The sequence below is a fragment of the Pseudoalteromonas rhizosphaerae genome (assembly GCF_902498845.1).
Lineage (GTDB): Bacteria > Pseudomonadota > Gammaproteobacteria > Enterobacterales > Alteromonadaceae > Pseudoalteromonas > Pseudoalteromonas rhizosphaerae.
The window spans coordinates 401,246-425,600 of record NZ_CABVLM010000001.1 but is presented as its reverse complement, the minus strand read 5'-3'; the positions used below and the strand labels follow the sequence as shown (position 1 = coordinate 425,600).

23 protein-coding genes are annotated in these 24,355 nt (G+C 39.8%); 16 read left to right on the top strand and 7 right to left on the bottom strand.

Annotation, left to right across the window (positions count from 1 at the left end):
• Nucleotides 1–3 precede the first annotated feature (3 nt).
• The 10 genes from hisD to PSR9079_RS01695 all read left to right on the top strand — a co-directional run bounded on the left by hisD (nucleotide 4) and on the right by PSR9079_RS01695 (nucleotide 8,362).
• Nucleotides 4–1,305 carry a histidinol dehydrogenase gene (hisD, locus tag PSR9079_RS01745; RefSeq protein WP_149980206.1) on the top strand — a complete coding sequence of 434 codons (1,302 nt, stop codon included), beginning with the start codon at nucleotides 4–6 and terminating at the stop codon, nucleotides 1,303–1,305.
• On the top strand, nucleotides 1,295–2,380 hold the full coding sequence (gene hisC / locus PSR9079_RS01740; RefSeq protein WP_149980205.1) for a histidinol-phosphate transaminase: 1,086 nt from the start codon (nucleotides 1,295–1,297) through the stop codon (nucleotides 2,378–2,380). Before hisD ends, hisC begins: the two co-directional genes overlap by 11 nt.
• Nucleotides 2,377–3,438 carry a bifunctional histidinol-phosphatase/imidazoleglycerol-phosphate dehydratase HisB gene (hisB, locus tag PSR9079_RS01735; RefSeq protein ID WP_149980204.1) on the top strand — a complete coding sequence of 354 codons (1,062 nt, stop codon included), beginning with the start codon at nucleotides 2,377–2,379 and terminating at the stop codon, nucleotides 3,436–3,438. Before hisC ends, hisB begins: the two co-directional genes overlap by 4 nt.
• Nucleotides 3,435–4,025, top strand: coding sequence for an imidazole glycerol phosphate synthase subunit HisH (gene hisH, locus PSR9079_RS01730; RefSeq protein WP_149980203.1), 591 nt, complete (start codon nucleotides 3,435–3,437; stop codon nucleotides 4,023–4,025). The genes hisB and hisH overlap by 4 nt, the downstream gene beginning before the upstream one ends.
• A 38-nt stretch (nucleotides 4,026–4,063) precedes the next feature.
• Nucleotides 4,064–4,798, top strand: coding sequence for a 1-(5-phosphoribosyl)-5-[(5-phosphoribosylamino)methylideneamino] imidazole-4-carboxamide isomerase (locus tag PSR9079_RS01725; RefSeq protein ID WP_149980202.1), 735 nt, complete (start codon nucleotides 4,064–4,066; stop codon nucleotides 4,796–4,798).
• Nucleotides 4,780–5,559, top strand: a complete 780-nt coding sequence (gene hisF, locus PSR9079_RS01720) for an imidazole glycerol phosphate synthase subunit HisF (RefSeq protein ID WP_149980201.1) — start codon at nucleotides 4,780–4,782, stop codon at nucleotides 5,557–5,559. The genes PSR9079_RS01725 and hisF overlap by 19 nt, the downstream gene beginning before the upstream one ends.
• Nucleotides 5,550–6,164, top strand: coding sequence for a bifunctional phosphoribosyl-AMP cyclohydrolase/phosphoribosyl-ATP diphosphatase HisIE (gene hisIE / locus PSR9079_RS01715; protein WP_149980200.1), 615 nt, complete (start codon nucleotides 5,550–5,552; stop codon nucleotides 6,162–6,164). Before hisF ends, hisIE begins: the two co-directional genes overlap by 10 nt.
• A 520-nt stretch (nucleotides 6,165–6,684) precedes the next feature.
• A complete protein-coding gene (locus PSR9079_RS01705) occupies nucleotides 6,685–7,422 on the top strand; it encodes a DUF4097 family beta strand repeat-containing protein (RefSeq protein WP_149980199.1) in 738 nt (245 codons plus the stop codon).
• A gap of 185 nt (nucleotides 7,423–7,607) precedes the next feature.
• Nucleotides 7,608–8,120, top strand: coding sequence for a hypothetical protein (locus PSR9079_RS01700; protein WP_145235753.1), 513 nt, complete (start codon nucleotides 7,608–7,610; stop codon nucleotides 8,118–8,120).
• A 53-nt stretch (nucleotides 8,121–8,173) separates the two neighbouring features.
• Nucleotides 8,174–8,362, top strand: coding sequence for a DUF1289 domain-containing protein (locus PSR9079_RS01695; protein WP_149980198.1), 189 nt, complete (start codon nucleotides 8,174–8,176; stop codon nucleotides 8,360–8,362).
• Nucleotides 8,363–8,369: 7 nt separating this feature from the next.
• Here PSR9079_RS01695 and PSR9079_RS01690 read toward each other — a convergent pair whose 3' ends face one another.
• The 3 genes from PSR9079_RS01690 to PSR9079_RS01680 form a co-directional block, all read right to left on the bottom strand.
• On the bottom strand, nucleotides 8,370–9,029 hold the full coding sequence (locus PSR9079_RS01690; RefSeq protein ID WP_149980197.1) for an NADPH-dependent FMN reductase: 660 nt from the start codon (nucleotides 9,027–9,029) through the stop codon (nucleotides 8,370–8,372).
• Nucleotides 9,030–9,180: 151 nt separating this feature from the next.
• Complete coding sequence (locus PSR9079_RS01685) at nucleotides 9,181–10,452, bottom strand: O-acetylhomoserine aminocarboxypropyltransferase/cysteine synthase family protein (protein ID WP_149980196.1); 1,272 nt, start codon at nucleotides 10,450–10,452, stop codon at nucleotides 9,181–9,183.
• A 414-nt stretch (nucleotides 10,453–10,866) separates the two neighbouring features.
• Entirely contained in the window at nucleotides 10,867–11,313 is a 447-nt protein-coding gene (locus PSR9079_RS01680) for a hypothetical protein (RefSeq protein WP_149980195.1), read from the bottom strand.
• 691 nt (nucleotides 11,314–12,004) lie between these two features.
• On the opposite strand from PSR9079_RS01680, the gene PSR9079_RS01675 reads away from it, so the two are divergent.
• Nucleotides 12,005–12,544: a DUF805 domain-containing protein gene (locus tag PSR9079_RS01675; RefSeq protein ID WP_149980194.1), complete on the top strand. Its 540-nt coding sequence runs from the start codon at nucleotides 12,005–12,007 to the stop codon at nucleotides 12,542–12,544.
• Between the two features lie 180 nt (nucleotides 12,545–12,724).
• On the opposite strand, the gene PSR9079_RS01670 is transcribed toward PSR9079_RS01675, so the two are convergent.
• Both PSR9079_RS01670 and PSR9079_RS01665 read right to left on the bottom strand, forming a co-directional pair.
• The gene (locus PSR9079_RS01670; protein WP_149980193.1) at nucleotides 12,725–13,252 is read right to left on the bottom strand and encodes a cytochrome b; all 528 of its coding nucleotides are present in this window, start codon (nucleotides 13,250–13,252) and stop codon (nucleotides 12,725–12,727) included.
• Nucleotides 13,253–13,471: 219 nt separating this feature from the next.
• The gene (locus PSR9079_RS01665) at nucleotides 13,472–14,275 is read right to left on the bottom strand and encodes a sulfite exporter TauE/SafE family protein (protein WP_149980192.1); all 804 of its coding nucleotides are present in this window, start codon (nucleotides 14,273–14,275) and stop codon (nucleotides 13,472–13,474) included.
• Between the two features lie 90 nt (nucleotides 14,276–14,365).
• On the opposite strand from PSR9079_RS01665, the gene PSR9079_RS01660 reads away from it, so the two are divergent.
• Nucleotides 14,366–15,151 carry an AraC family transcriptional regulator gene (locus PSR9079_RS01660; RefSeq protein WP_149980191.1) on the top strand — a complete coding sequence of 262 codons (786 nt, stop codon included), beginning with the start codon at nucleotides 14,366–14,368 and terminating at the stop codon, nucleotides 15,149–15,151.
• Between the two features lie 229 nt (nucleotides 15,152–15,380).
• Here PSR9079_RS01660 and PSR9079_RS01655 read toward each other — a convergent pair whose 3' ends face one another.
• On the bottom strand, nucleotides 15,381–17,540 hold the full coding sequence (locus PSR9079_RS01655; protein ID WP_149980190.1) for a S46 family peptidase: 2,160 nt from the start codon (nucleotides 17,538–17,540) through the stop codon (nucleotides 15,381–15,383).
• A 217-nt stretch (nucleotides 17,541–17,757) separates the two neighbouring features.
• Here PSR9079_RS01655 and PSR9079_RS01650 point away from each other — a divergent pair, with 217 nt between their 5' ends.
• Nucleotides 17,758–18,558 (top strand): glycosyltransferase family 25 protein, encoded by an 801-nt coding sequence (locus tag PSR9079_RS01650; protein WP_149980189.1) that lies wholly within the window; start codon nucleotides 17,758–17,760, stop codon nucleotides 18,556–18,558.
• Nucleotides 18,559–18,579: 21 nt separating this feature from the next.
• Here PSR9079_RS01650 and PSR9079_RS01645 read toward each other — a convergent pair whose 3' ends face one another.
• Nucleotides 18,580–20,364, bottom strand: coding sequence for a M61 family metallopeptidase (locus PSR9079_RS01645; RefSeq protein ID WP_149980188.1), 1,785 nt, complete (start codon nucleotides 20,362–20,364; stop codon nucleotides 18,580–18,582).
• 217 nt (nucleotides 20,365–20,581) lie between these two features.
• Here PSR9079_RS01645 and PSR9079_RS01640 point away from each other — a divergent pair, with 217 nt between their 5' ends.
• The 3 genes from PSR9079_RS01640 to xni are packed head-to-tail and all read left to right on the top strand — an operon-like array spanning nucleotide 20,582 to nucleotide 24,290.
• Nucleotides 20,582–22,117, top strand: a complete 1,536-nt coding sequence (locus PSR9079_RS01640; protein WP_342799423.1) for a GGDEF domain-containing protein — start codon at nucleotides 20,582–20,584, stop codon at nucleotides 22,115–22,117.
• A 41-nt stretch (nucleotides 22,118–22,158) separates the two neighbouring features.
• Nucleotides 22,159–23,502, top strand: a complete 1,344-nt coding sequence (ppnN, locus tag PSR9079_RS01635; protein WP_149980187.1) for a nucleotide 5'-monophosphate nucleosidase PpnN — start codon at nucleotides 22,159–22,161, stop codon at nucleotides 23,500–23,502.
• Between the two features lie 14 nt (nucleotides 23,503–23,516).
• The gene (xni, locus tag PSR9079_RS01630; RefSeq protein WP_149980186.1) at nucleotides 23,517–24,290 is read left to right on the top strand and encodes a flap endonuclease Xni; all 774 of its coding nucleotides are present in this window, start codon (nucleotides 23,517–23,519) and stop codon (nucleotides 24,288–24,290) included.
• Nucleotides 24,291–24,355: the final 65 nt, after the last annotated feature.

The following is a 24,355-nucleotide window of genomic DNA, read 5'->3' as shown; positions in this document are numbered from 1 at the left end:
TCAATGTTGCGCTGGAATGAGGTTTCCAAAGATGCACAAGCAGCGGCGCTAATGCGCCCTGCTGTTAGTGCAAGTGTGGAAGTAGAAGCTATTTGCCAAGCAATTATGGCAAACGTAAAAGAGCAAGGCGACACAGCCTTACTCGACATGGCTAAGCAATATGATAACCGCGAAAATCCGCGCTTATTAGTGCCGCAAAGTGAGATCAATGCCGCTGAGCAGCAGTTAAGCGCTGAGCTTAAATACGCGATAGACACAGCCTACGCTAATGTAAAACGTTTTCACCAAGCACAGCTACCCAAAGATATTAAATTGTCGACTCAGCCCGGTGTGTTATGTGAACTAAAATACCAAGCCATTGAAGCCGTTGGAATATATGTGCCAGGTGGCAGTGCGCCATTGCCTTCATCAGTGATCATGCAAGGTGTACTGGCGCAGCTAAGTGGTGCGACAACCGTAGTGTTAGCAACACCGGTGCAAGGTGATTTACCGATAAACCCAGCAATTTTATATGCGGCTAAACTATGCGGTATCAAAACAATCGTAGAAAGTGGCGGCGCAGGTGCAATCGCCGCAATGGCTTATGGTACAGACTCAGTGCCCAAGGTGAATAAAATTTTTGGCCCGGGTAACAGCTTTGTGACTATGGCTAAACAACTAGTAGCTCAGACCATACCAGGCATGGCGATCGATATGCCTGCGGGCCCATCTGAGGTGTTAGTGATTGCCGATGAGCGCGCAAACCCTGAATTTATTGCCGCTGATTTATTATCTCAAGCTGAGCACGGCGCTGATTCGCAAGTAATTTTACTGTGTAACAGTGAACGTATGATTGCCCGCACCGAGCAAGCCATTGAACGCCAATTAGCCAAACTATCGCGTCAAGATATTGCCGCAAAAGCATTGGCTAATTCATCGCTTATTTTGGTTGATTCAATCGAGCAAGCATTTGCTGTATCAGCACAATACGGCCCTGAACACTTAATACTGCAACTGGCTGATGCCAACCCGTATTTAAACAAAGTTAAAAATGCAGGATCTGTATTTGTGGGTGACTACACGCCAGAATCTGCTGGTGATTATGCCTCTGGTACTAATCACGTATTACCAACTTATGGCTACAGTGCCACTTATTCAAGCTTAAACTTACTTGATTTTTTTCGCACTTATACCGTACAAACCATTACTCAAAATGGTTTAAAAAACTTATCAAAAGCAATTTTACCATTGGCTGATGCAGAAGGACTTGATGCCCACGCAAATGCCGTTAAGGTGCGTTTAGAGGCGATGAACAATGAGCAATAATCCTTTATTACCGGCCAATATTGATGCATTAGCAGCATATAGCTCGGCAAAAAGTGAGAAACTAACCGGCACAACGTGGCTTAATGCAAATGAAAGCCCGTATGTTAAAAGTATCGATATCAGCATTAATGATTTAAATCGCTACCCTGATCCGCAGCCTATGAATGTTATTAACCGCTATGCTGATTACGCAGGACTCAATGCTGAACAAGTACTTATGACCCGTGGTGCGGATGAAGGTATTGAGCTACTGGTACGCACCTATTGCCAACCAGAGCAAGATTCGGTTGCTTTATTTTTACCTACGTACGGCATGTACAAAGTCACCGCCGACACTCACAACGTAGCAATAAATGGCTTAAGCCAAGCATTATTACTCGATGGTACTGTTGATCAAATAATCAACGCTGTTGGTAATAGCAAATTAGTGTTTATTTGTAATCCAAATAACCCAACAGGCAGCTTAACACCGCTTAAAAAAATAAAGGCTATTGCAACAGCACTTGCCGATAAAGCTCTGGTCGTTGTGGATGAAGCTTATATTGAATTTTGCCCAGAGCAAAGTGCAAGCAAACTCATCAACGAATTTGCCAACATAGTAGTACTTAGAACGCTCTCTAAAGCATTTGCGTTAGCAGGCCTGCGTACAGGCTTTACTCTTGCCCAATCGTCAGTACTAGCGCCAATCCGTAAAGTGATTGCACCGTATCCAGTATCAACGGTAGTGGCAAGCATTGCTGCAAATGCACTCAGCCCAGATGCCATTACTTCAATGCGTCGCCAAGTAAGTATTTTAAATGCACTAAGGGCAAAGCTAAAGCAGTGGCTCGAAGCCTCCCCTGCCGTATTACAAGTGCTCAGTGGCGAAGGAAACTTTGTCACTCTAAAGCTCGCCGATAAAAACAGCTTTAATATCGCACTTGAGCAAGGCTTAGTTATGCGTGCTTTTACTTTATACGGCGAAAACGATTGGCTACGTATTTCAATCGGCAGTGAGCAAGAACTAGAACAAGTAAAAATATGGTTAGATGGCCTAAGCCAATCAGCCACTTTTAAAGAGCAGGAAGTATCATGAGCAACCCGTATTTATTTATCGACCGTGATGGCACTATTATTGAAGAGCCAATCACCGACAAGCAAGTAGACAGTCTTGAAAAGCTAGCGTTTTTACCAAACGTGATCCCTGCTCTTTTGCAATTACAAAGCGCAGGCTATCGTTTAGTGATGGTGTCAAACCAAGATGGCTTAGGCACTGACAGCTTTCCAACGGCTGATTTTGATATTGCCCAAGATAAGATGATGGCTATTTTATCAAGCCAAGGCATTAAATTTGACGACGTATTAATTTGCCCACACTTTAATGAGCAAAATTGTGATTGTCGTAAGCCAAAAACAGGGTTGCTTACCGAGTTAATGCGCTCAGGTAAAGTCGATTTAGCACGCTCATTTGTGATTGGCGATCGCCAAACAGATATTGGCCTTGCACAAAACTTGTGTTGTGAAGGTATTTTGTATGACGGTGATTGGAATGCAATTGTCACTAAACTTACCACCGCTGATCGACAAGGCCGCGTGACTCGCAACACTAAAGAAACGCAAATTGATGTAAAACTCAATTTAGATCAAAGTAAAAATGGCGAGATCAGCACCGGCCTTGGCTTTTTTGATCACATGCTTGATCAAATTCGCACCCACGCCAATATTGGCCTTGATATTCAAGCCAGCGGCGACTTGCACATTGACGAGCACCACCTTGTTGAAGATATCGGCATTGCCCTTGGTTTAGCGCTTAAACAAGCCCTTGGTACTAAATCACAAATTGCTCGCTATGGTTTTGCCCTACCGATGGATGAATGCAAAGCAGAGGCACAAATTGACTTGTCAGGTCGTGCTTCGTTTATATTAAACGCTAACTTTAGCCGTGAAAAAGCCGGTGATTTAGACGTACAAATGGTTGAACACTTTTTCAAAAGCTTAAGCGACAATGCAGCGATCAGCTTAATATTGTCGGTTAGCGACGGTAACTGTCATCACCAAGTTGAAGGTTTATTTAAAGCGTTTTCTCGCGCTTTACGTATGGCCATTGCCGCTGACGCCAGCCAACAAACAGCAAGCTCTAAGGGGTGTTTATGATTGCCATAATTAACACCGGTTGTGCCAACATAAACTCTGTACGCTTTGCTTTTGAGCGCTTAGGGCAAACGCCAGAAGTGATCACCTCGCCAGAGCAACTTAAAAACTTTGAACGCGCCATTTTACCAGGTGTTGGCCATGCATCTGTTGCTATGAAGCGCTTGGTAGAAGGCGGTTGGCAACAGGCAATCAATGAATACCAACGCCCTCTGATGGGGATTTGTTTAGGCATGCAGTTACTGTGCGAAAGCACTGAAGAAGGTAATGTGCAATGCCTTGGCAAAATACCTGGGCACGTTAAAGCACTTGATGTGGGTAGTTTAACGTCTCCGCACATGGGTTGGAATAACCTCACCGTTAATCGTGAACATGCTTTAACCAAAGGCCTTGATGCAAACAAGCAAGTATATTTTGTGCATAGTTTTGCTCATACCGTGAATGATGCAACATTGGTTAGTGGCGAATACGGGCAAACCTTCTCAGCGATTGTTGCCAACGATAACTACGCGGGTATGCAATTTCACCCTGAACGTAGCGCTAAAGTCGGCACTCAGTTATTGCAGAACTTTTTAGACTGGCAGCTATAAATAAAGCGTATCAACACAAATTAATAAAGAGAATTCAAGTGATTATTCCAGCATTAGATGTATTACAAAATCAAATTGTGCGCTTATATCAAGGTAAATACGATACTGCACAGTTTTACCCGTTTGAGCTTGGTGCGCGCTTACAAGAGTATGCACAAAGCGGCGCAGGTAAATTACACCTTGTTGATTTAGAAGGCGCACGCGATCCTAATAAAAAACAATGGCAACACATTCAAGCAGCCACCAAAGTACTTAACGTACCGTATCAAGTTGGTGGCGGTATTCGTACTGAACAAGACGTAAGCGACTGGCTTAAAGCCGGTGCTAACCAAGTAGTAATTGGCTCTATGGCGGTTGAAAAACGTGATGAAGTAAAAAGCTGGATTGAAAAATTCGGTGCCAAGCACTTTGTTATCGCCCTCGACGTTAATAAAACCGACAATGGCTGGGCACCTGCCACCCACGGTTGGTTAAGTGAATCAGAATTCGGCTTATTTGAATTAGTCGATTTTTATGTAGCACTGGGTGTAATTGATTTTCTATGCACGGACATCAGTAAAGACGGCACCATGACTGGTCCTTCATTTGCATTATATGAAGACTTAATAAAACACAATAGCAATATTAAAGTACAAGCCTCTGGGGGTGTAAGCTCGCTTGATGACATTAAAAAGCTCAAAGAGCTTGGCGTAGGCGGTGTTATATTAGGTAAGTCACTGCTTGATGGCGCATTTAATGTAGAGGAGGCGTTGGCATGTTATCAAAACGCATAATCCCGTGTTTAGACGTTAAAGACGGCCAAGTAGTCAAAGGCGTTAAATTTAAAGGCCACGAAGTGGTTGGCGACATATTAACAATGGCTAAAGCGTATAGCGAAGCCGGTGCTGACGAACTGGTATTTTATGAAATTAGCGCCAGTGTTGAAAAACGCCTTCTCGATGTAAACTGGGTAGAGAGCATAGCACGTCATATTGATATTCCATTTTGTGTTGCAGGTGGTATTAAATCAGTGGCTGATGCAGCACGCGTATTAGAACGCGGCGCTGATAAAATCAGTATAAACAGCCCTGCTATTGCCCGTCCTGAGCTTATCAAAGAACTACATGATGAGTTTGGTAAACAATGTGTCGTTGTCGGCATTGATAGCTTTTACGATGAAGTAACTGGCGAGTATTTAGTGTATCAGCTTACTGGCGATCCTAATGCGTCAAGCCGCACCCGTTATAAAACGCAAGAATGGGTAAAACGCGTGCAAGACTTAGGCGCAGGCGAAATCGTACTCAACTGCATGAACCAAGATGGCGTGCGCAATGGTTACGATAACCAGCAGCTGTCTAAAATACGTGCTTTGTGTGATATTCCACTTATCGCCTCAGGCGGTGCTGGCACCATGCAAGATTTTGTCGATGTATTTAAACAAAGCCACGTTGATGGCGCACTGGCAGCTAGCGTATTTCACAAAAATGTGATCAACATCGGCGAATTAAAACAATATTTAATAGATAACCAAGTGGCGGCGCGACTATGCAACTAACCAAACAAAACCTTACCCAAGTTGATTTTGCTAAAAGCGAATTGATCCCTGCCATCGTGCAAGATGCCCGTACTGGTGTTATTTTAATGCAAGGCTTTATGAATCAAGAATCGCTGGAAGTCACCTTTGAAAAGCAAAAGGTGACGTTTTACTCGCGTTCAAAAAACCGTTTATGGACCAAAGGCGAAACCTCTGAGAATTACTTAGAAGTAGTGTCTGTCCATACTGATTGCGACTATGACTCTATTTTAGTGCTGGCTAACCCACTTGGGCCAACTTGTCACTTAGGCACACAAAGTTGTTTTGGTGATGCTGCAAAACCAAGCCTAAGCTTCTTAGCGCAGCTTGAGCAAGTGATTGTATCGCGTAAAAACGACGACCCTGAAAAAAGCTACACCGCCTCTTTGTTTGCTAAAGATTTAAGCCGCAGTTGTCAAAAAGTGGGGGAAGAAGGCGTTGAGGTCGCTTTAGCTGCAATGAAACATGATAACGAAGAGCTAACCAATGAATCCGCTGATTTGATATATCACTTAATCGTATTGCTACAGCGCCAAGGTCTAGAGCTACAAGACGTCGTTGCATGTTTGCAAGGAAGACATAAGTAAGTTTATCTGCTCTTGTTTATTAAGCGCTGAGTTTGCTCAGCGCTTTGTTTAAAGACCTTTAAGTAAGTTGTTTACAAAAAGGCTAAGAGGCGCCGCGCTGAATACCAAGCAAAAAGTCTTTTAAAATAAAATAGTTAAAACAGAAAATGCAGCTGCGGAATATGAAAGGCTAGACTGCATCCAAGTCAGCTTTTAAAGTCTAAATCACGCTATTGCTGCAAGAGCTTTATTTTCTGGCAGTGAGAGCATTTTTAACGCTGCGCCTCTTGGTTTACTTTCACCTTGTTCCATTTCCTCACTCGTTATCACTAACATTAAAATAGCAAGCGAATACAGGTTGGGAAAGATTATTTTGTTGCCTAAGACTTCGTACTTTCTCGGGCGTAAATTCATATACCGTAGTTAAGCAAAGCGCATCAAACTTTCGCATTAAAATAAAAATTATCAAATCCCCTTTAAACCTTTTTAGTCGCTCTATACGACTAAACTAAAAACACCACAAAAATGAAAGGGAATAATAATGATTAACGCATTCACACGATTGACTCTGATTGGCACTGTACTGCTATCAACTCAAACTTTGGCTTGGAATAACGAGATGACACTACAAGACACAAAAAAGCTTACCCTTGATGCTCAATCACTATCAGCATTAAACGTTGAAGCCGGTTCGGGCTTTTTACATATCGTAGGCAGTAATACCGACACTGTGACGGTAAAGGCTGAAATTTATCAATATGAAGCGCATGACAACTACTGCCTTACTTTAGATAAAAGTGGCAACTCAGCAAAATTAACTGCGAATAATTGTGATAACCACAGTGAAGATCATACGCGCATAGATCTAACGGTGTCGCTACCAGCAACATTCTTGCTTGATATTACCGATGGATCAGGCGAGATCTCGATTGAAAATGCAGCTGAAACTAGCATTCATGATGGTTCTGGCGCAATTATAATCAATAATATTTCGGGTCAATTAACCATTGAAGATGGCTCAGGTGCAATCACTGCGAGCAATATTACTGACAGTGTAAACATCCATGACGGCTCGGGCAGTATTGAACTGGCAAACACTCAAGGTGATGTAATTATTCATGATGGGTCGGGTAATATCGATGTGCAAAACATTGTCGGTAAAGTCACAGTAACCGATGGCTCTGGTGGCATTTATGTTAACAAAGCAGGCAGTTTTACTTTACTTGCTGATGGTTCAGGTAGCGTAACAATAAAAAATGTACCTGTTCAAAATCTATAAGTGGCCGCGTTTGCTTAAAGTAATACTTAGTTTTGATGCAAATAATTTTGAAATATTACGCTAAAAACGTTTGATATAAGTCATGCAATGATTTTATTTTCACGTCTTTAATGGCATTTTTTCAAGCCCTTAGGTATCCTTTAAGCAACTTCGAAGGATTAGCTATCACAAAAGGATAGTCCACTATGAAAAAGTATTTATCGGTATTATTAACAGGCCTTATTTTATCAGGTTGTAGCAGCTTAACAACAGAGCAAAAAGCAAGTATTGATAACCTCACGCCTTGTGAAAAAATCAATGGTTTATTAGCAGCCTACGACTCACGTTTTGAGGTGTTAAAGCGTACCCGCGTGAATACAAAGTACGCAGAAACCTGGACAGCTAAATACAATCTCGTTGGTGAAGCATGCCAAATCAGTGCTTTGGATGCCGATACAGTGACTTATCGTTGCCAAGATAATTACCAAGAACAAACGCAAGCGGTGGCCATTCATCAAAAGGCTGTTGATTTCACCCGAGCTTGTTTAGCGCAAAATAACTGGCACGAACAACAAAAAGAATCTGCTGATTCATTACGCACTACCTTTGTACTTGATGAAAAAAACCCAGCTATTTCAATTCATACCGGAAAAACTTTATCTCGCTCAACGCCTTGGTCTACCTCATTTGAAGTAGGTAAATCGGTAGCAAATAAATAGCATTAAAACCATAAAACAGGTCAGCAAATGTTGACCTACTTGGCTAAGGATTTATGAATTCAACACCCCAAAAAAGTTCATCGCTATTAAAAACCGACTGCATTGGGAAATGCCACCGTCTCAAAGGCTATTGCAGCGGCTGCGGCCGAACTAGCGACGAAATATTTGACTGGATCATTTTATCAGACCAAGAGAAACAAGCTATTTTAGATACTCCAAGAGAGGATGCTAATACCCCATAGCTTATTATTAAGGTGCATTGCGTTGCGACGGGTCGCGTTTAAAGTCTTTAATTAATTGCTTAGGGTCAAGCTGCTCACGTTGCTTACTTGCTGCCTCAGCCCACCACAGTAACTGATTAAACGACCGCGAAAAATATTCGCGCCATGATGCTTGCTCTGCCTCTTTGTTTGTTTCACCACTTTCAATAAATACATCTTGCGCTTTTGGCACATGGATCATAGCCGACACCGGCAAACACCCAAGTTCACTTAAAAAACTGCGCATCCCAACAGCGGCACGAACGCCACCCCACTGCCCCGCAGAATACGTAACAATAACGCTGGGTTTGTAAGCAAATAAAGAGCTACCAAAATGGTTTAATAGATTAGCCAATGCTGGACTCATTGAATGATTGTACTCAGGGCTGACCATAATAAAACCATCGCTGGCTTTAATTTTTTCCGCTAGGTCATCGAGTTTTTTAGGCACCTCGGCTTGTGAATAAGCAAAGTGCGGTTTAAATATAGGGTCCAGATCGTAGTCTAGCGGATCTATCAGTTCAATATCGTGGTCACTGTATTGCTCAAGCAAACAGCGTTGGCATGCTTTGGCAACTCTTTCACCGAGACGTGCCGGCTTAGGTGGCGAACTTTTTCGAACTGAACCTAAAAAAATTAATAGTTTCATGTACTGGCACTCCATTTTATTTAAATCAATATACGAATATAAACGTAAATTTGTGCGGTAGGTCATAAATAAAACCTACCTTACAAGCAAAACATAAAATGCATGTTTAAACATTAATGTGGATCACGCTTTACCCCTGTAGCTAACATTACTAAGCTTTATCGAGCGCTTGGCTTACATCAGCAATGATATCGTCGATGTTTTCAATACCCACTGATAAACGAATTAAATCGCGGCTAACCCCTGCGTTCGCCAATTCTTCATCATTTAATTGTCGATGCGTGGTTGATGCTGGGTGGCAAGCCAGTGACTTTGCATCACCGATATTTACCAAACGTAAAATCATATTCAGTGCATCAATAAAGCGAGTGCCAGCTTCAAGGCCACCCGCTATCCCAAAGCTTAAAATACCAGACGCTTTGCCACTAGTGGTTGTTTTACTCATTGCGTTATAGGGACTTGACGCTAACCCTGCGTAATTAACCCAAAGCACCTTAGGATGGTTCTCTAGGTATTCAGCAAGCTGTTGCGCGTTTTCACAGTGGCGCTGCATTCTTAGCCCTAAAGTTTCAAGACCAATTAAAATGTCAGAGGCGTTTTTAGGCGCAAGTGCCGCACCGGTATTTCTAAGTGGAACAACACGGCAGCGACCAATAAACGCCGCTTCAGCAAAAGCATCGGTATAAACCACATTATGATACGACGGATCAGGCTCATTCATCATCGCAAAACGAGTGGCATTGGCTTTCCAGTCAAACTTACCCGAATCAACAATTATGCCGCCAATCGCGGTACCATGGCCGTTAATATATTTAGTAAGCGAATGCACCACAATATCGGCACCCAACTCAAATGGCCGGCATAAATACGGCGTTGCTACCGTGTTATCAACAATCAGCGGCACGCCTTTGCTATGGGCTATTTTAGCTAATCGAGCGATATCAACAATATTCCCCGCAGGGTTACCAATCGACTCACAAAAAACCGCACGGGTGTTTTCATCAATCGCGTTTTCAAAGCCGTCAAAATCATCGGCTTTAATCATCCGCGCTTCAATACCTTGGCGCGGTAGACTATGGGCAAATAAGTTATAAGTACCACCATACACTTGGCTGGTACTGACAATATTAGTGCCCACTTCACACAAACATTGAATTGCGTAAGTGATGGCCGCCATACCAGAGGCCACAGCAAGCGCACCAATGCCGCCTTCCATCGCCGCAATACGCTGTTCAAGCACCGCATTGGTCGGGTTCATAATACGGGTATAAATATTACCCGGCACTTTTAAATCGAATAAATCAGCACCATGCTGGGTATTATCAAACGTGTAAGAAGAGGTGTTATAAATCGGAACTGCTGCCGATTTAGTCGTGGCTTCAGATTCATAACCATGGTGCAACGCTAAAGACTCAAGTTTCATAATTATTTCCTTCAATTAATTTGCCACTAAGCTAGCATTTATTGGTTATAAAGTGCACATGAAATATATTCAAAGATGTTGAGAAAATTATTCTTTCCATAAAGGCTGATTTGAATGAATCGCAGATCTAGAAAAAGAGTGTTGTTTTAATCCTCTAAATTCGATTTAAGTATTCACAATAAACGCTAAGCAATGCAGAAAAAACTGCTGAATCAGTTTTTCAAACTGAAGATGAAATGCCTAACAAATAAGGCATAGCAAATATAATCAATACAAATACAAAAAGCGCTTTGCATTAAAGTACTTTCAACTATTTGATCTGCCAACTGCAATGAAAGAGTGTAGGTCAATTTTTAGCGCCCTTTGGGTGACGCTGTGTTTGCTATTACTGTTGTATTAAATATCGATGTTATATTAATAATCTATACCTAGTAAATCTGCAATTAAGCGGTGAGATTGCTTAAATGTAGGGTTTAACGCACAAAATTTTCCTCGTTCTATTTCAAAGACTTTATTATTTTTAAAGCTAATATCTAAAAAGTCTAAATAATTTGAGTTGGTATCATAAATAATAAATAACCTTTCACTTGGATGTAATTCATCAATTGCTCCCCATGGAACAGTAGAAGATAAACTTTCTTGTGCATGCATAACATGTAACAATGAATTAGGATACTCTTCGGGGATTTTTTTCAAACCACCAATAGCCGAACTAAAAGAGTCATCAATTGAAAAACCATAACCACTACCAGTTGTTACCCGTTCTGATATTTCTTCATATTTGCATTTACTTACTCCAAAAATAATAAGTAATATTAATGATGTAAATAAAAACAATAATGCGTACTTAAGAATTTTCAAAATATATAGTCCTTGCGTAATGTGGGTTTTATTATACCAGATATGGCTAGTGCATAATATTTTTCTATTTTAGTGTTACTTGTTAAATAAAGGCGTGACCTACTCGATATATCCGTATGCTATGGCTTAATAATTATCCTTTGAGTGGCTTAGCTACATTATAATGGTGTGTTTGCTTTTTCTAAGTCATTCCTGCCTTGTCCAGTGTTTGTTATGTATCTATTAAACCTAATTTAGCGCGTTAAAACACTAACACCCTTAACATCTGAAATTTACTGTTTGCCAATTATGGACGGCCAGTAATAGTGATATTTGAAGTTGGATTTGACCTTTTTAGTTCCCTAAGTTGGCATTGAATACCGTAGTTTAGTGCTAATTCATTTTGTACAGAATCAAATTGAAAAGGATCACTCTGTACGTTTTTTAGTAAAGGGAGAGTTATAAATAGTTTCAACTTGTGGTATTTAACCACTGCTTATATTAATTTGACCTCCTAAATTTAGAAGAGTATTTAATATATGATTGATGTTCAGACTCCTTTCAACTTTTTGTTGTTAATGAAGCTCTGTAGCGAAATAACGCTCATTGTTATTGTTTTTTTAGTGGTATGTTTTTTTAAGCCATTTTTTGCACGAGGTTGGTTAATTGCTGCTGTGTCATTTTTCTTTCTGACATCACGGAAGAAGGTTATATGACCTTCTTCCGTGATACATATTTAACTAGGTCTTTTGAATTACAAGCTATTTTTCATTTCACCTTACTACCGATGCTTGATGGATTTGCTAAGTTTGCACTATTAATGTTCCTATTTATTTTCTTTATAAAGAGCACCTTTAATGTCAACCTAAATAATATTTTATTTTCGTTCAAAGGGCGAATTTCTAGAATGCAATATTGGTTTATGATATTTATTATCTCAGCCCTTACTACGCCCATGCTGTATTCGTTAACAGACACATGGCTAAACTTAAATAATGTGTATAGGTATAATATTCACGATATATATTTTTTTGCTATTTCGCTTTTATTAATTATATCTTTAGTTATTACATGGGTAGTATTGGCCATCAGCATTAAGCGTTGGCACGACTGCAACAAAAGCGCTTGGCACAGCATGTTGCACTTTATTCCTGTCGTTGGGGTGCTTATCTCTGTTTTTTACTTAGGCACAACTAAGGAAACGAGAGGCAATAACGAATACGGCGAAGATCCTCTGCAATGCGGTCAATAATTATTGAAGACTAGTTACAAAAATAACAGGCAAGATGCAAAGTTATCCTATTTTTCATCTTGTCTCTCAAATTTAGACACTTCTGCACAGACAAAAGCACGACGAACACATCGTAAAATACAGCATTATTTAACAAAAATATTTATCTAAAAATATGTGTCAGGTCTTTTTTATTTTCAATTAAATAATTCTATTTAATACGTCATTTTCTTTATCAAAAAAGCGATGCTTCAAGGCACCTAGGATATGACATGTAAGCAATAAAATAAAAAGATATGACAACCAACGGTGCAAAAAATTTGATACTGCAAATACTGTCGCATCTTTTGTGATAATTTCTGGCAAATACATGATAAAAAAGGGCACTCCACCACTGTATTCATAAGAACTCGATTGAATATATCCAATGAGCGGTATGATTATCATCAATAAATACAAACCTTTATGCACAACATGGGCTGCGAATTTTTCATGTTTTGGTAGTGTACTCGGCAGTTCAGGTAAGGTATGTTTTTTTCTATTATAAAAGCGAAAAATAACAATTAAGAACATCAATACGCCAAACGATTTGTGCCAAAAATAAAGACCATCTGCGAAAGGCATGTTACTTTCATCATAAGGTGTCATATAAATACCCAATATAAGTAAACCTAAGATGAGAGCAGCACTCACCCAATGAAATATTCTGATTGAGAAGGGGTACTTCATAACTATCCTCTTTCTATTTAAGTCGTTTTTAGAACTATCGTAAGCCAGATCTAAGATTTATTCACATTTACTGCTGACTTATCTTCTCGTGTTAAGTCAATCAAAAACACTGTAGTTTACTCATTTATGGATTTAAATAACATTCTTATATTGAAGTTAAATCTGCCTGCCTAAAAATATTTGCCAGGCCTTTTTTATTTTTTACTTTACGCTGGTCGTTTAGATCACAGATAAAAGCATCTTCACGCTGAGTAATATTAGTAAGAATGCAAAAATTTTTCTTAGTACCTGTACAGGTAAATAATGAGCCGCTTTTACACCATAAGGGGCCGTAAAAAAACTAGTTATAGATATTAATACTGCCGCAGGCAAATAAATAAACCCTACTGAATAGTTAATAGCAAGGTCATTATTCCAACCATTAACTAAATAACCTAATGTTCCAGCTAATGATATGGGTAAACCTATTGCCGCAGATGTGCCTATTGCTTTTTTAATATCTACATTATGCTTTACAAGGTATGGCACCGTTAAAGAGCCACCACCTATAGAAACTAACGCTGATATGGCTCCTATACCGGTAGATGAAACGAACACATTTCCATCCTCAAAATTACATACAGACTTTTGTTCTTCCTTGTGTTTGAGCATATTTATAGCCATTACCCCCATAAACAAAGAAAAAAATATGGCTAAATAAAATGAATTTAAATAGGAAGCTATAAAAGTTGAAATAAATGTACCTACTATTATCCCAAAAGACATCGTTTTTACTATTTTCCAAATTACAGCACCTTTTTTATTGTGAGCTCGCAAGCTTGAAAATGATGTGATGATGATACAAGCCATTGATGTTCCAAGAGCCAAGTGCACTACCTTGTCTACAGGAACGTCTTGCAGCAAGAATATAGATGTTAATATTGGTACAAGTATTCCGCCGCCACCTACGCCTAATAATCCAGCAACAAAACCAACACAAGCTCCTAATAATAAAAATGATAATATCCATTCAAATGCTAACATTAATATACTTTCTCTGATTAATTAAAAATAAATTGTAAACAAAATATCCAGTGGTAGGATATCGACAATAAGACTTTATATATCGATTTAATGCCAAACTTTTCAAAAATCAAACCATCAAAAGAAAGTAGACAGCAATTGAGTATGCCTATAACAGTTGTTAGTCGCTCGATAACAGCTAATTCAGTTGTTGATAAGCATAGTCATAGTTGGGGACAGTTTGTATATGCTAATAAAGGAGTATTACTCGTTGCCACTGCTACCGATCGGTATATTGTTCCTCCAGAACAAGGCGTGTGGGTATTACCGGGAGTAGCTCACGAGGTCACAGCCATTTCAAAAGTGGAGCTAACTAGTTTTTATTTTGATAATAATTTACTCAATGAACTACCTGACAAATGTTGTGTTTTAAGAGTAAATAATTTTCTGAAAACGTTAATCCTAGAGGCAAATAATATTGCTAATGATTACCTTTGGTCTGGCGCAGATGGTCTTTTATTAAGGCTGATCTTAAATAAGTTATCTTTAGCTCCGAGCATAATTTTCCAGCTTCCATATCCAAAAGATTCAAGATTATTAACCATGTTATCCTTAATTGAAAAAGAGCCATCAAATAGCTATAAGTTAGAGCAATGGGGACAAAAAATTGGGGCTTCAAGTCGGACTCTATCAAGGCTATTTAAAAAAGAAACTGGACTAAGCTACACCACATGGAGACAAAGATTGAATATTCAAATCGCCATTAGCCAGCTATCACAAGGAATGTCCATAACAAATATTTCCTTTTATCTTGGCTATGAGTCACCGTCAGCGTTTACTCATATGTTCAAAGAAAATACAGGGATGACACCAAGCTTTTACCGTGATAATAAATAAAGTAAATATGATATATGAATCATTCAGTTTATAAGTATAAAACGTCTTTAATGTATAATAACTTAATGATGACTGCCTGCTTTGGTTATTTAATCGACAATTTTATTTAGCTAAAATTAAATGCTGGTTGTCTGCTAGAACACTTAGCAGCCATAAACGTCATACCATACAAACACAATAAAAAAGGCGCTTACCGTTAAGGTAAGCGCCCTACTATTTTACTGATTACTTATTTTACGATTTTCATTTCGTCTAATAGGTTTTGTGCGTTATCTACTTTATCCATCACCCACAGCATGTAACGTGAATCAACGTGGATTGAACGATTAAGTGCTGGGTTATAATCCCAATCGCCGATAATACTTTCGTACACGCCGTCAAATAATAAGCCTACCAGTTCAGCTTTGCCGTTTAGCGTAGGTGAACCTGAGTTACCTCCAGTCGTGTCTACATTTGATAAAAAGTTAACCGGTACTGTATTCATGCCACCGGTGTAGTCACCAAATATTTTAGCCTTGATTTGCTGTTGCAGTTTTTCAGGCGCGTTAAATGGATCAACATTGGTGTTTTTTGCAAGTAGCCCTTCAAGTGTTGTAAACGGTGTTGCTATCAAACCGTCTTGCGGTGAATAGCCTCCAACAGTGCCATACGTTACACGTAATGTGCTATTCGCATCTGCATACACAGGTTTATTTTGTGCTTCATTAAACGCTATGATGGCACTCATTAGCTGTGGACGCGCCGCTTGTAGTTTACCTGCAAGTGCTTTGTCTTTGTCTTCTTCAGCTTTCATTACGGCAAAGATCGCCTTCGCATATTGAATGAATGGGTCTTGATTTTGTTCAAGTTCAGCAAATGATTGCTGAGATAATGCAATGCGCACCTCTTCATCATTAAGTGTTGAATTAGCATACATTTTCGAAAGCAATGCACTGTGTTTTACTGCATCAAAGCCGTTTTCTAGCTTAAAGGCTTTATCAACTTCTGCAAAATGCTCTTGTTTTGGCAACGCGGCATACAGCTCTAAAAAATGTAATAAAATGGCTTTATCAACGTTTGCATCAAAACGGCGACTCATGCGCTTTAAACCGGCTTCAAGTCTTGGTAAATCACGTTCTTGATAGCCAGATTCACGTTCGCTATCAGGTTTTTGTTGCTCATACGCTAAGCGATATAAGCTACGTGCGGTACTGATCATTTGTGAGCGGTGCACATAGCCAAGCATACGATCACGCTCATTGTGCTGTTGCGATTGAGCGACTAACGCCGACAATTCATTTAACACTTTACCGTATTGTTTTTTACGCTTACGGTCGCTGTTTATCCACGCGGTTAGATCTTGTTCAAATTGCTTTTTACGTTCATACATCGTGCCTTTATTAAAGCTTTCGATCATTGAACCGTAGTTTTTAATATAGTTGTTGTAGCCCGCTATAGTACTTTCGTAGGCGATGCGGGCTTTGCTGCCATCTTCTGAATTTTCTTCAATCAAAGCGACATATTTTGAATTATGCTCGCGTGATTTTGGATAGCTGGTATTAAATACATAATCAACTTCAGCAGCAATGCGGTAACGGTTAGTGCGCCCAGGATAGCCTGCTACCATAACAAAGTCGCCATCTTGGACGCCTTTAGCACTGACACTTAGATATGAATCAGGCACATAAGGTACATTATCTTCGCTAAATTCAGCCGGTTTGCCGTCTTTACCTACATATGCTCGATAAAATGAAAAGTCGCCGGTATGGCGCGGCCACATCCAATTATCAATATCGCCACCGTACTTACCTACGCCCATGGCAGGCGCGTATGCTAAGCGTACATCTTTAATTTCTAGTGATTTGATTAAGTAAAACTCTAGACCACCGTGGAATGAATACACATTACAGCGATAATTATCGTCAGCTTCACATGCTGACACTAACGCTTTTTCGTTTTTCTCTAGCGCGTCGTAGCGCGCTTTTGCGCTGAGTTTTTCAGTGCCTTTTATTACTTTTTTGGTCACGTCGGTAACTGTTTCAGTTACATACACTCTAGAGCCGGGTGCCGCTGGTAAGTCTTCAGCCGGTGTTGTTGCTAAAAAACCGTTTTCTAAAATATTGTTCTCTGGTGTTGAGTTATATTGAATCGAACCATAAGCACAGTGATGATTAGTAACCACCAGCCCTTTTGGCGATACAAATGACGCGGTACAGCCACCAAGGCTTATCACAGCATTCATTGGGAACTCGGTTAATTTAGAAATCGATTTTGCGTCAATTTCTAGTCCTTTAGCTTTTAGAATTGATTCTAGATCAGGAAGTTGGTGTGGTTGCCACATGCCTTCATCAGCAAATGTTGTGCCCGATACTACAATAGCAAGTGATGCTATGAGTGGTTTTAAACGCATTTTTTAATCCTTTTTATTGTTTCTATAACAGGTTACGCGTGCAGCATTAGCAAGGTCAATATTTCTGCGACAAAATAGCCGCACTATTGTGTAACAAAATACTGAAAACAAATACTTCTTCGAGCTCTATTGGCAATAAAAACAACACAACAATGCAATCATTTGGTCATTTTCAATCGTTAGGATTTAAATACTATCAATAATGCACGGCCTAACTATGACTGCTATTTTTTTGATCAACCTCGCTCGCTCAACCGAGCGATTGGCAAACAGCCAGCGACAATTAGCTGCACATGGGCTAAGTTTTGAGCGTATAGATGCAATTGATGGCGCCATGCTTACGCAAACGCAAAAAGAAATTTATTACAGTCCTAGCCTCAACACACAAAAATATCACTACCCGCTCAGTGCTGGGCAGATTGGCTGTTACTTGAGCCATCGCAAAGCGTGGCAAACCATTGTCGATAGAAAACTTGATTACGCAATTGTGCTCGAAGATGACTTTATCTTAGATTCAAGTATCGATAGTGCAATTAAAAATATTGAGCAATTACCGCTTGCTTGGCAACTAATAAAACTCTCAGCTTATCAAAACCGTACTCGTACAATCGCGTATCAGATACCGTTGCAGTTTGAGCAACGATTAGTGATCCATAAAAAGTTGATGACAGGATGTTGTGCTTCTGCAATCAGTTATCAAGGTGCGAAACAATTATTAGCTGCCACTAAAACGTTTGCTCGCCCTGTTGATTGTGATCTACAACATATTTGGGAAACTCAAGTCGCTGGCTATTCATTACTACCGTATCCATTCTCCCAAGATTGTGAGCAGGTAAGTGATATCAAATCGCGTAGTAATGCGCGCGAAAAGAAATCGTTTTTAGCGCGTAAAGGTCAGCAACTCCGTAGTGCGGTAAACAATCACTTTGCAACGGCGGCATTTATTGCCCAAACTAAGCGTGCTTTACCCACTACTCCTAAATGCAAAAAAGGAGCCGCAGCTCCTTTTTACTCATAACCTAGCATCATTAAATAGTATTTATTTTTTAACGAGGTTTGGGTGTTCTACACCCATCCATGCTTTAAATAATGCCATTTGCTGTGCAGTTGCCTGTTTGTCAGCAACTAGCTTTTTATCTTTATCAAAGCTTTGTGCTAGCGTTAGCGTGGTGCTTTGCAATGTATCTCGGCGAATAAAATCAATGGTTACTTTGTCCCCTGCTTTAAATGTTTCTAAGCTTGATTTTAAATCTTTACCAATATGCTTTTTGTTAATCGCCACAATTTTGTCATCGCTGGTCAAACCCGCTTGCCATGCAGCGCCATCGCGACGCACATGAGTTAAAGTTAATAACTCACCGGTATTTTTTGCCATCGCATCAACACTGGCAACGGCTTTTGCATCTTTTGGACGCTCTAACACTAAGCCTACTTTTTTAAACAGTGCGTCAAAATCAATATCTGCTGGTGCATCAACATTATTTGCCCACCACTGGCTATAATCGCGGCCCGTTAACTGTTTTAAAATAGTTTTCACGTCAGTTGCAGTAAAGCCATGCGGCATTTTATATTGATTGTAAAGTGCACGATGAACATCACGGTAGCTTTGCTTACCTTGGCTGTTCTCAAGTAAATCAATATCAAGGGCCATCGAAATCAATGAACCTTCTGAGTAAATATTAGTACTGTAGTTACGCGCATGGTCACCACCTTGATTTATCCATTTATCAAAACTGGTTTCGGTGGCACTTTGTACTTCACGCCCAGGGGATGATAAATGACGGTTGACGGTTTTCGTTAACACGTTTAAAAATTCATCAGTCGTCGCAATCCCTGAGCGCACCATTAAATGATCTTCAAAATAACTGGTTGAACCTTCCGCTATCCATAATAGTTTATCGTAATTAATATGCGTGTAATCGTAAGGAACTAAACCTTCAGGTCTATATGCTTTTACGTTCCAAGTATGGATAAATTCATGTGCTGCGGTGCTAATAAAAGCAAGATAGTCTTCACGCGAGCCAAAACGGTCACGCGGACGCTGAATAATCGTTGAGTTTAAATGCTCGGTGGCACCACCTGCCCCTGAGGTTGCATGTACCATAAATACATAACGTTGATACGGGTAAGCATCCCAAATAATATTGCCTGTTGCTACCAGCTTCTTAAGATCTTCAAGCATTTGCTCAACATCATAGTTGCCCTTGCCCCAGATCACTAATTCATAATCGCGGCCATCTACGGCAAATTTATGGAGTTCATTAATACCCGTTTCAATCGGCGAATCAACTAATACATCGTAATCTGCGGCTTTAAAGCTATGTTTTGAGCCTGCATTATCCATACCCGATACTGAGCGCCATGCTTTCGGTACATCTAGCTTAACCGTCACTGGCTCTTGACGAAATGATTCACTAAACATAAAAAAGCCTGATGCATCTATAAATGCGTGGCTATCATCAATATGGCGCGCACGTTTACCTAACTCATTAGCATACACTTGATAATCAATTTTAACTTCTGTTGGTTTATCTAAATGTACCCGCCATGTACTGGCATCAATTTTTTCCCATTCTAATGCTTTACCATTATCGCCTGTTGCTTCAAAAAAACGCACACCGTTTGCAAGGTTCAAAATTTCGTAACGGCCTGTTCGCCAAGCCGGCAACTTTACATCTAAATGTGCTTGTGCCGTTTGTGGAAATTCTACGCTGACGTTGCCTAAATGATGTTCAGGTTGAGTAACAGCAAGTGAATAATTAACATCGGCCCATGCCGAGTGAGATAAAGCGGCTAATACCGATAATGCTAAAAACTTTTTCATAGAGGCTCTTAATTCATATATCAAGTGATTTTATTATGCCTGAGCCTAACAATGATGATAGAAAATGTGAATTAAAAGCGATAAATACACGTGCAGATAGGTTCGATGAATAAAAATCATCAACAAATGCTAAGTTTTTGACTTACTGACTACATTTGTGCAATTTTTGTTGTAAACTTACAACCATGTAAGATTCAATCAATGGCGGTAACTATTAGTGTCACAACAGCTCGAAGTTTTAAATAAAAAACTTAAACAAGCCATTGATACTCGCATGGTAGTTGAACATGCACGTAAGCATCAAGTAGACACATTGACACACTTTGCAGCTAAGTTATCGTTAAGCTGTAAAGGGATGGACATTGAACTTGATAATCGCTTAGCTAAGTTTCGTAGTGCGCTGGCTAAAGGGGTGGATTTTGAATTATTCGCGCCACAGATCGATGAAATTCTCACACTGCTAAAAAATCAAGAAGCACAACAGGCCACACATCAGCGTGAACTTCATAACAGTGTGCTCGATGCTGGCAAGTTACTGCAGAAAACCAAAGGGTTACCAGATGATGCACGCAGAACATTGCGTCATTTACTGGATCATGAACTGAATAATGTGCAATCGACGCGGGATTTCATTCCACTCCTAAATCGTTTAGTGACGATTTATCATCAAGCCTTACAAGTAAAACTGACTATTCCTGAATGCCAGCAAACTGCTGTGCAACCTAATTTAGCAAAAGAGTTACTCAATTTAGCTAATGATTTAGTATTTGAAGATGAAGCTGCAGATCAAGTAAAAACCATCAAAAATAATATCTCTGAAACCGATTCAGTGGATGATTTATTGACCTCTGCAATCGATATTATTCGCATCATTGCCAGCAATATCAGTAAAGAGCGTCAATCTGCACAAAGCTTTTTAGTGTCATTGAACCAAACGCTCGAAGAATTACACCACTCAATTGTTTCTACAAGTAAACATTCAGAAGCGATGGGGGCTGAATTTACTGCATTAAATAAGCGCATTGAAGATAAAATTAACAATCTGACAGCACAAACCCAAAATGCCACTTCAATTTCATCATTAAAAGCCTTAGTTGATAACGAATTAAAATCGTTAAGTGAAGACTTAATTGAAAAAGAGCGCCTCGAGCAGCAAGATCGCGATATGTTGCTAAACAGTTTTCAAGAGATCAATCAACGCATTGGCAGCCTTGAAACTAAATTATCTAAATATAAAAAACGCCTGCATGAGCAACGTTTTAAAAGTTTACTTGATGGCCTTACCAAACTGCCAAACCGAGCCGCATTTGACGAACGCTTTCATCACGAATTTCATTTGTTTGCAGTACAAGAATCCGATGTCACCTTAGTGGTGATTGATGTTGATCACTTTAAGTCTATCAACGATAAATACGGTCACAGCGCGGGTGATAAAACGTTACAAGTGATTGCCAAAGCGCTGCAAATGTCAATTCGTAAATCTGATTTTATAGCCCGCTATGGCGGTGAAGAATTTGTTTTATTAATGCCAGGTATGCCCTTAGAGCATGCCAAAAAACCTCTTGAAAAACTAAGAAAAGCGGTGAAAGGGATTCCGTTTAAGTTCAGAGATAAACAGGTAGAGATAACAGTTTCCGTCGGTGCCACGCAGTTTAAAAAAGGTGATACCCCATTGGGCGCTTTTGACCGCGCCGATGATGCTCTCTACAAAGCAAAAAATACCGGTCGTGATCGCTTGTGTATCAATAAATAACAGCGACCGACCTAGTGCTTTTTATAGCAAGGAGAACGCCTATGTTAATACAGTTAAACCCGACAGGTGTGTTAGATTTACTGTCGCAGCTCGAAGTTGATTTATTAGAGCAATCGTCTACCAGTGAGCGTTATAAGTTATTTAGAAACTGTGCGCTAGCTGTTCTCAATGTCGGCAGTCATACTGACTCCAGCTCAGAGATTTACAATAAATATCAAGATTTTGATATTCGCTTACTAAGCCGTGAGCGAGGCATAAAAATTGAGCTACTCAATCCTCCGACTACCGCTTTTGTTGATGGTGAAATAATTACTGGGATCCACGAACATATTTTCTCTGTTATTCGTGATATTTTATTTATTTGTCAAAAATACGAAAAAGATTTAACCGAACAAAAAGCCATTACTCATATGGTCTTTGATATGTTGCGTAATGCCGCAGCGCTTCGCGTTAATAGCGATCCAAGTATGATTGTCTGCTGGGGTGGTCATTCCATTAATGAAAACGAATATAAATACACTAAACAAGTAGGTTATGAGCTTGGTTTACGTGGCTTAAATATTTGTACTGGCTGTGGCCCCGGTGCAATGAAAGGTCCAATGAAAGGTGCAACCATTGGACATGCAAAACAACGCAACACCAATAACCGTTATTTGGGCTTAACAGAGCCAAGTATTATTGCCGCCGAGCCACCAAATCCGATCGTCAATGAACTGGTTATTTTACCAGATATTGAAAAGCGCCTTGAAGCCTTTGTACGCACCGCCCACGCTATAATTATTTTCCCTGGCGGCGCTGGCACTGCTGAAGAGTTATTGTATTTACTAGGCATTTTACTTCACCCTGATAATGCTAAACAGTCGTTACCGGTTATTTTAACTGGGCCGAAAGAAAGTGAAAATTACTTTAGCGAATTATGCCAGTTCATTGAAATGACGTTAGGTAAGGAGGCGCTTGATAAATTTGAAGTTATTATTGATAACCCAGAATTAGTTGGGATCAAACTCAAATCTGCAATGGCAAATGTGCGTGATTACCGCAAGAGTCAGGGCGATGCATATTACTTTAACTGGACGTTAAAAATTGAAAATGAATTTCAGCAACCTTTCGCGCCAACTCATGCCAATATGGCTGGGCTTGATTTACATTTAGACCAAGAAAAACAATTACTAGCCGCTAATTTGCGCCGTGCATTTTCAGGTATTGTTGCTGGTAATGTTAAAGACGAAGGCATACAAGCCATTAAACAACATGGCCGGTTTATCATTAGCGGTGAGCCGACTTTAATGAAAGCCATGGACAAACTGCTGCAAGCATTTGTTGAGCAAGGAAGGATGAAGCTCCCAGGCAGTCAATATGTTCCATGTTATGAAGTGAAAGCATAAGGGTTAATGTATTCGTGTCAGGTCAGTTACTTTTAATCGATGCGCTTAATTTAATTAGGCGCATTTATGCAGTTGATAGTAATCAAAACAAAGGCAGTGATGAGCAAATGATAAATACCTGCTGCGCGCGGGTAGCTCACGCTTGTGAAAAACTTATAAAGATCACCCAAGCAACGCATGCTATTGCTGTATTTGATGGTGATAAAAGCTGGCGGTATCATTATTACGCTCAATATAAAAGCAGCCGTGCCCCCATGCCTGAAACTCTGAAAAATTCATTAGATAAATTTAAACAGGCGATTGAGCAAACGGGTATTGTGGTGTTTGCCCCAGTAAATGATGAAGCTGATGATATTATCGCGACATTAGCCGATAAAATGGCAAAAAATCAGTTATATAGTACAATTGTCTCCACTGATAAAGGGTTTTTACCTAGCTTAAATAATTATATTAATGTGTATGATTATTTTAAAAAAGAATATTTAGATCATCACTCTATCGTACAACGTTTTGGTGTTGAGCAAGCTCGATTAATTGATCTTTGGGCAATGGCTGGTGATAAAACGAATGATATTCCGGGTATTAAGGGAATTGGTACTAAAACAGCACAAGAGATTATTAGTAAGCACGCAGATATAACATTGGCGGTAGAGGATGAAACGCTCTCTGCTGCGGTGCGTAAAAAGTTAGCGACAGGAATGGCTGACTATATTACCTCTAAACATTTGGTTGGTTTACGTACAGATATTAACTTAGGCTTTAGTTTAAAGCAGTTAAGGCTCAATTAATCGCATTCACGTAGCACTGGATTTGAACTATGCGTATACTAAATTTAAGTCTCAGCGTAAGAGTG

What these genes read in the sequence shown, in the direction of transcription:
- hisD (WP_149980206.1), top strand. Translation starts at nt 4, where the DNA reads ATGTTGCGCTGGAATGAGGTTTCCAAAGATGCACAAGCAGCGGCGCTA.
- hisC (WP_149980205.1), top strand. Translation starts at nt 1,295, where the DNA reads ATGAGCAATAATCCTTTATTACCGGCCAATATTGATGCATTAGCAGCA.
- hisB (WP_149980204.1), top strand. Translation starts at nt 2,377, where the DNA reads ATGAGCAACCCGTATTTATTTATCGACCGTGATGGCACTATTATTGAA.
- hisH (WP_149980203.1), top strand. Translation starts at nt 3,435, where the DNA reads ATGATTGCCATAATTAACACCGGTTGTGCCAACATAAACTCTGTACGC.
- hisF (WP_149980201.1), top strand. Translation starts at nt 4,780, where the DNA reads ATGTTATCAAAACGCATAATCCCGTGTTTAGACGTTAAAGACGGCCAA.
- hisIE (WP_149980200.1), top strand. Translation starts at nt 5,550, where the DNA reads ATGCAACTAACCAAACAAAACCTTACCCAAGTTGATTTTGCTAAAAGC.
- PSR9079_RS01705 (WP_149980199.1), top strand. Translation starts at nt 6,685, where the DNA reads ATGATTAACGCATTCACACGATTGACTCTGATTGGCACTGTACTGCTA.
- PSR9079_RS01700 (WP_145235753.1), top strand. Translation starts at nt 7,608, where the DNA reads ATGAAAAAGTATTTATCGGTATTATTAACAGGCCTTATTTTATCAGGT.
- PSR9079_RS01695 (WP_149980198.1), top strand. Translation starts at nt 8,174, where the DNA reads ATGAATTCAACACCCCAAAAAAGTTCATCGCTATTAAAAACCGACTGC.
- PSR9079_RS01690 (WP_149980197.1), bottom strand. Translation starts at nt 9,029, where the DNA reads ATGAAACTATTAATTTTTTTAGGTTCAGTTCGAAAAAGTTCGCCACCT.
- PSR9079_RS01685 (WP_149980196.1), bottom strand. Translation starts at nt 10,452, where the DNA reads ATGAAACTTGAGTCTTTAGCGTTGCACCATGGTTATGAATCTGAAGCC.
- PSR9079_RS01675 (WP_149980194.1), top strand. Translation starts at nt 12,005, where the DNA reads ATGACCTTCTTCCGTGATACATATTTAACTAGGTCTTTTGAATTACAA.
- PSR9079_RS01670 (WP_149980193.1), bottom strand. Translation starts at nt 13,252, where the DNA reads ATGAAGTACCCCTTCTCAATCAGAATATTTCATTGGGTGAGTGCTGCT.
- PSR9079_RS01665 (WP_149980192.1), bottom strand. Translation starts at nt 14,275, where the DNA reads ATGTTAGCATTTGAATGGATATTATCATTTTTATTATTAGGAGCTTGT.
- PSR9079_RS01660 (WP_149980191.1), top strand. Translation starts at nt 14,366, where the DNA reads ATGCCAAACTTTTCAAAAATCAAACCATCAAAAGAAAGTAGACAGCAA.
- PSR9079_RS01655 (WP_149980190.1), bottom strand. Translation starts at nt 17,540, where the DNA reads ATGCGTTTAAAACCACTCATAGCATCACTTGCTATTGTAGTATCGGGC.
- PSR9079_RS01650 (WP_149980189.1), top strand. Translation starts at nt 17,758, where the DNA reads ATGACTGCTATTTTTTTGATCAACCTCGCTCGCTCAACCGAGCGATTG.
- PSR9079_RS01645 (WP_149980188.1), bottom strand. Translation starts at nt 20,364, where the DNA reads ATGAAAAAGTTTTTAGCATTATCGGTATTAGCCGCTTTATCTCACTCG.
- ppnN (WP_149980187.1), top strand. Translation starts at nt 22,159, where the DNA reads ATGTTAATACAGTTAAACCCGACAGGTGTGTTAGATTTACTGTCGCAG.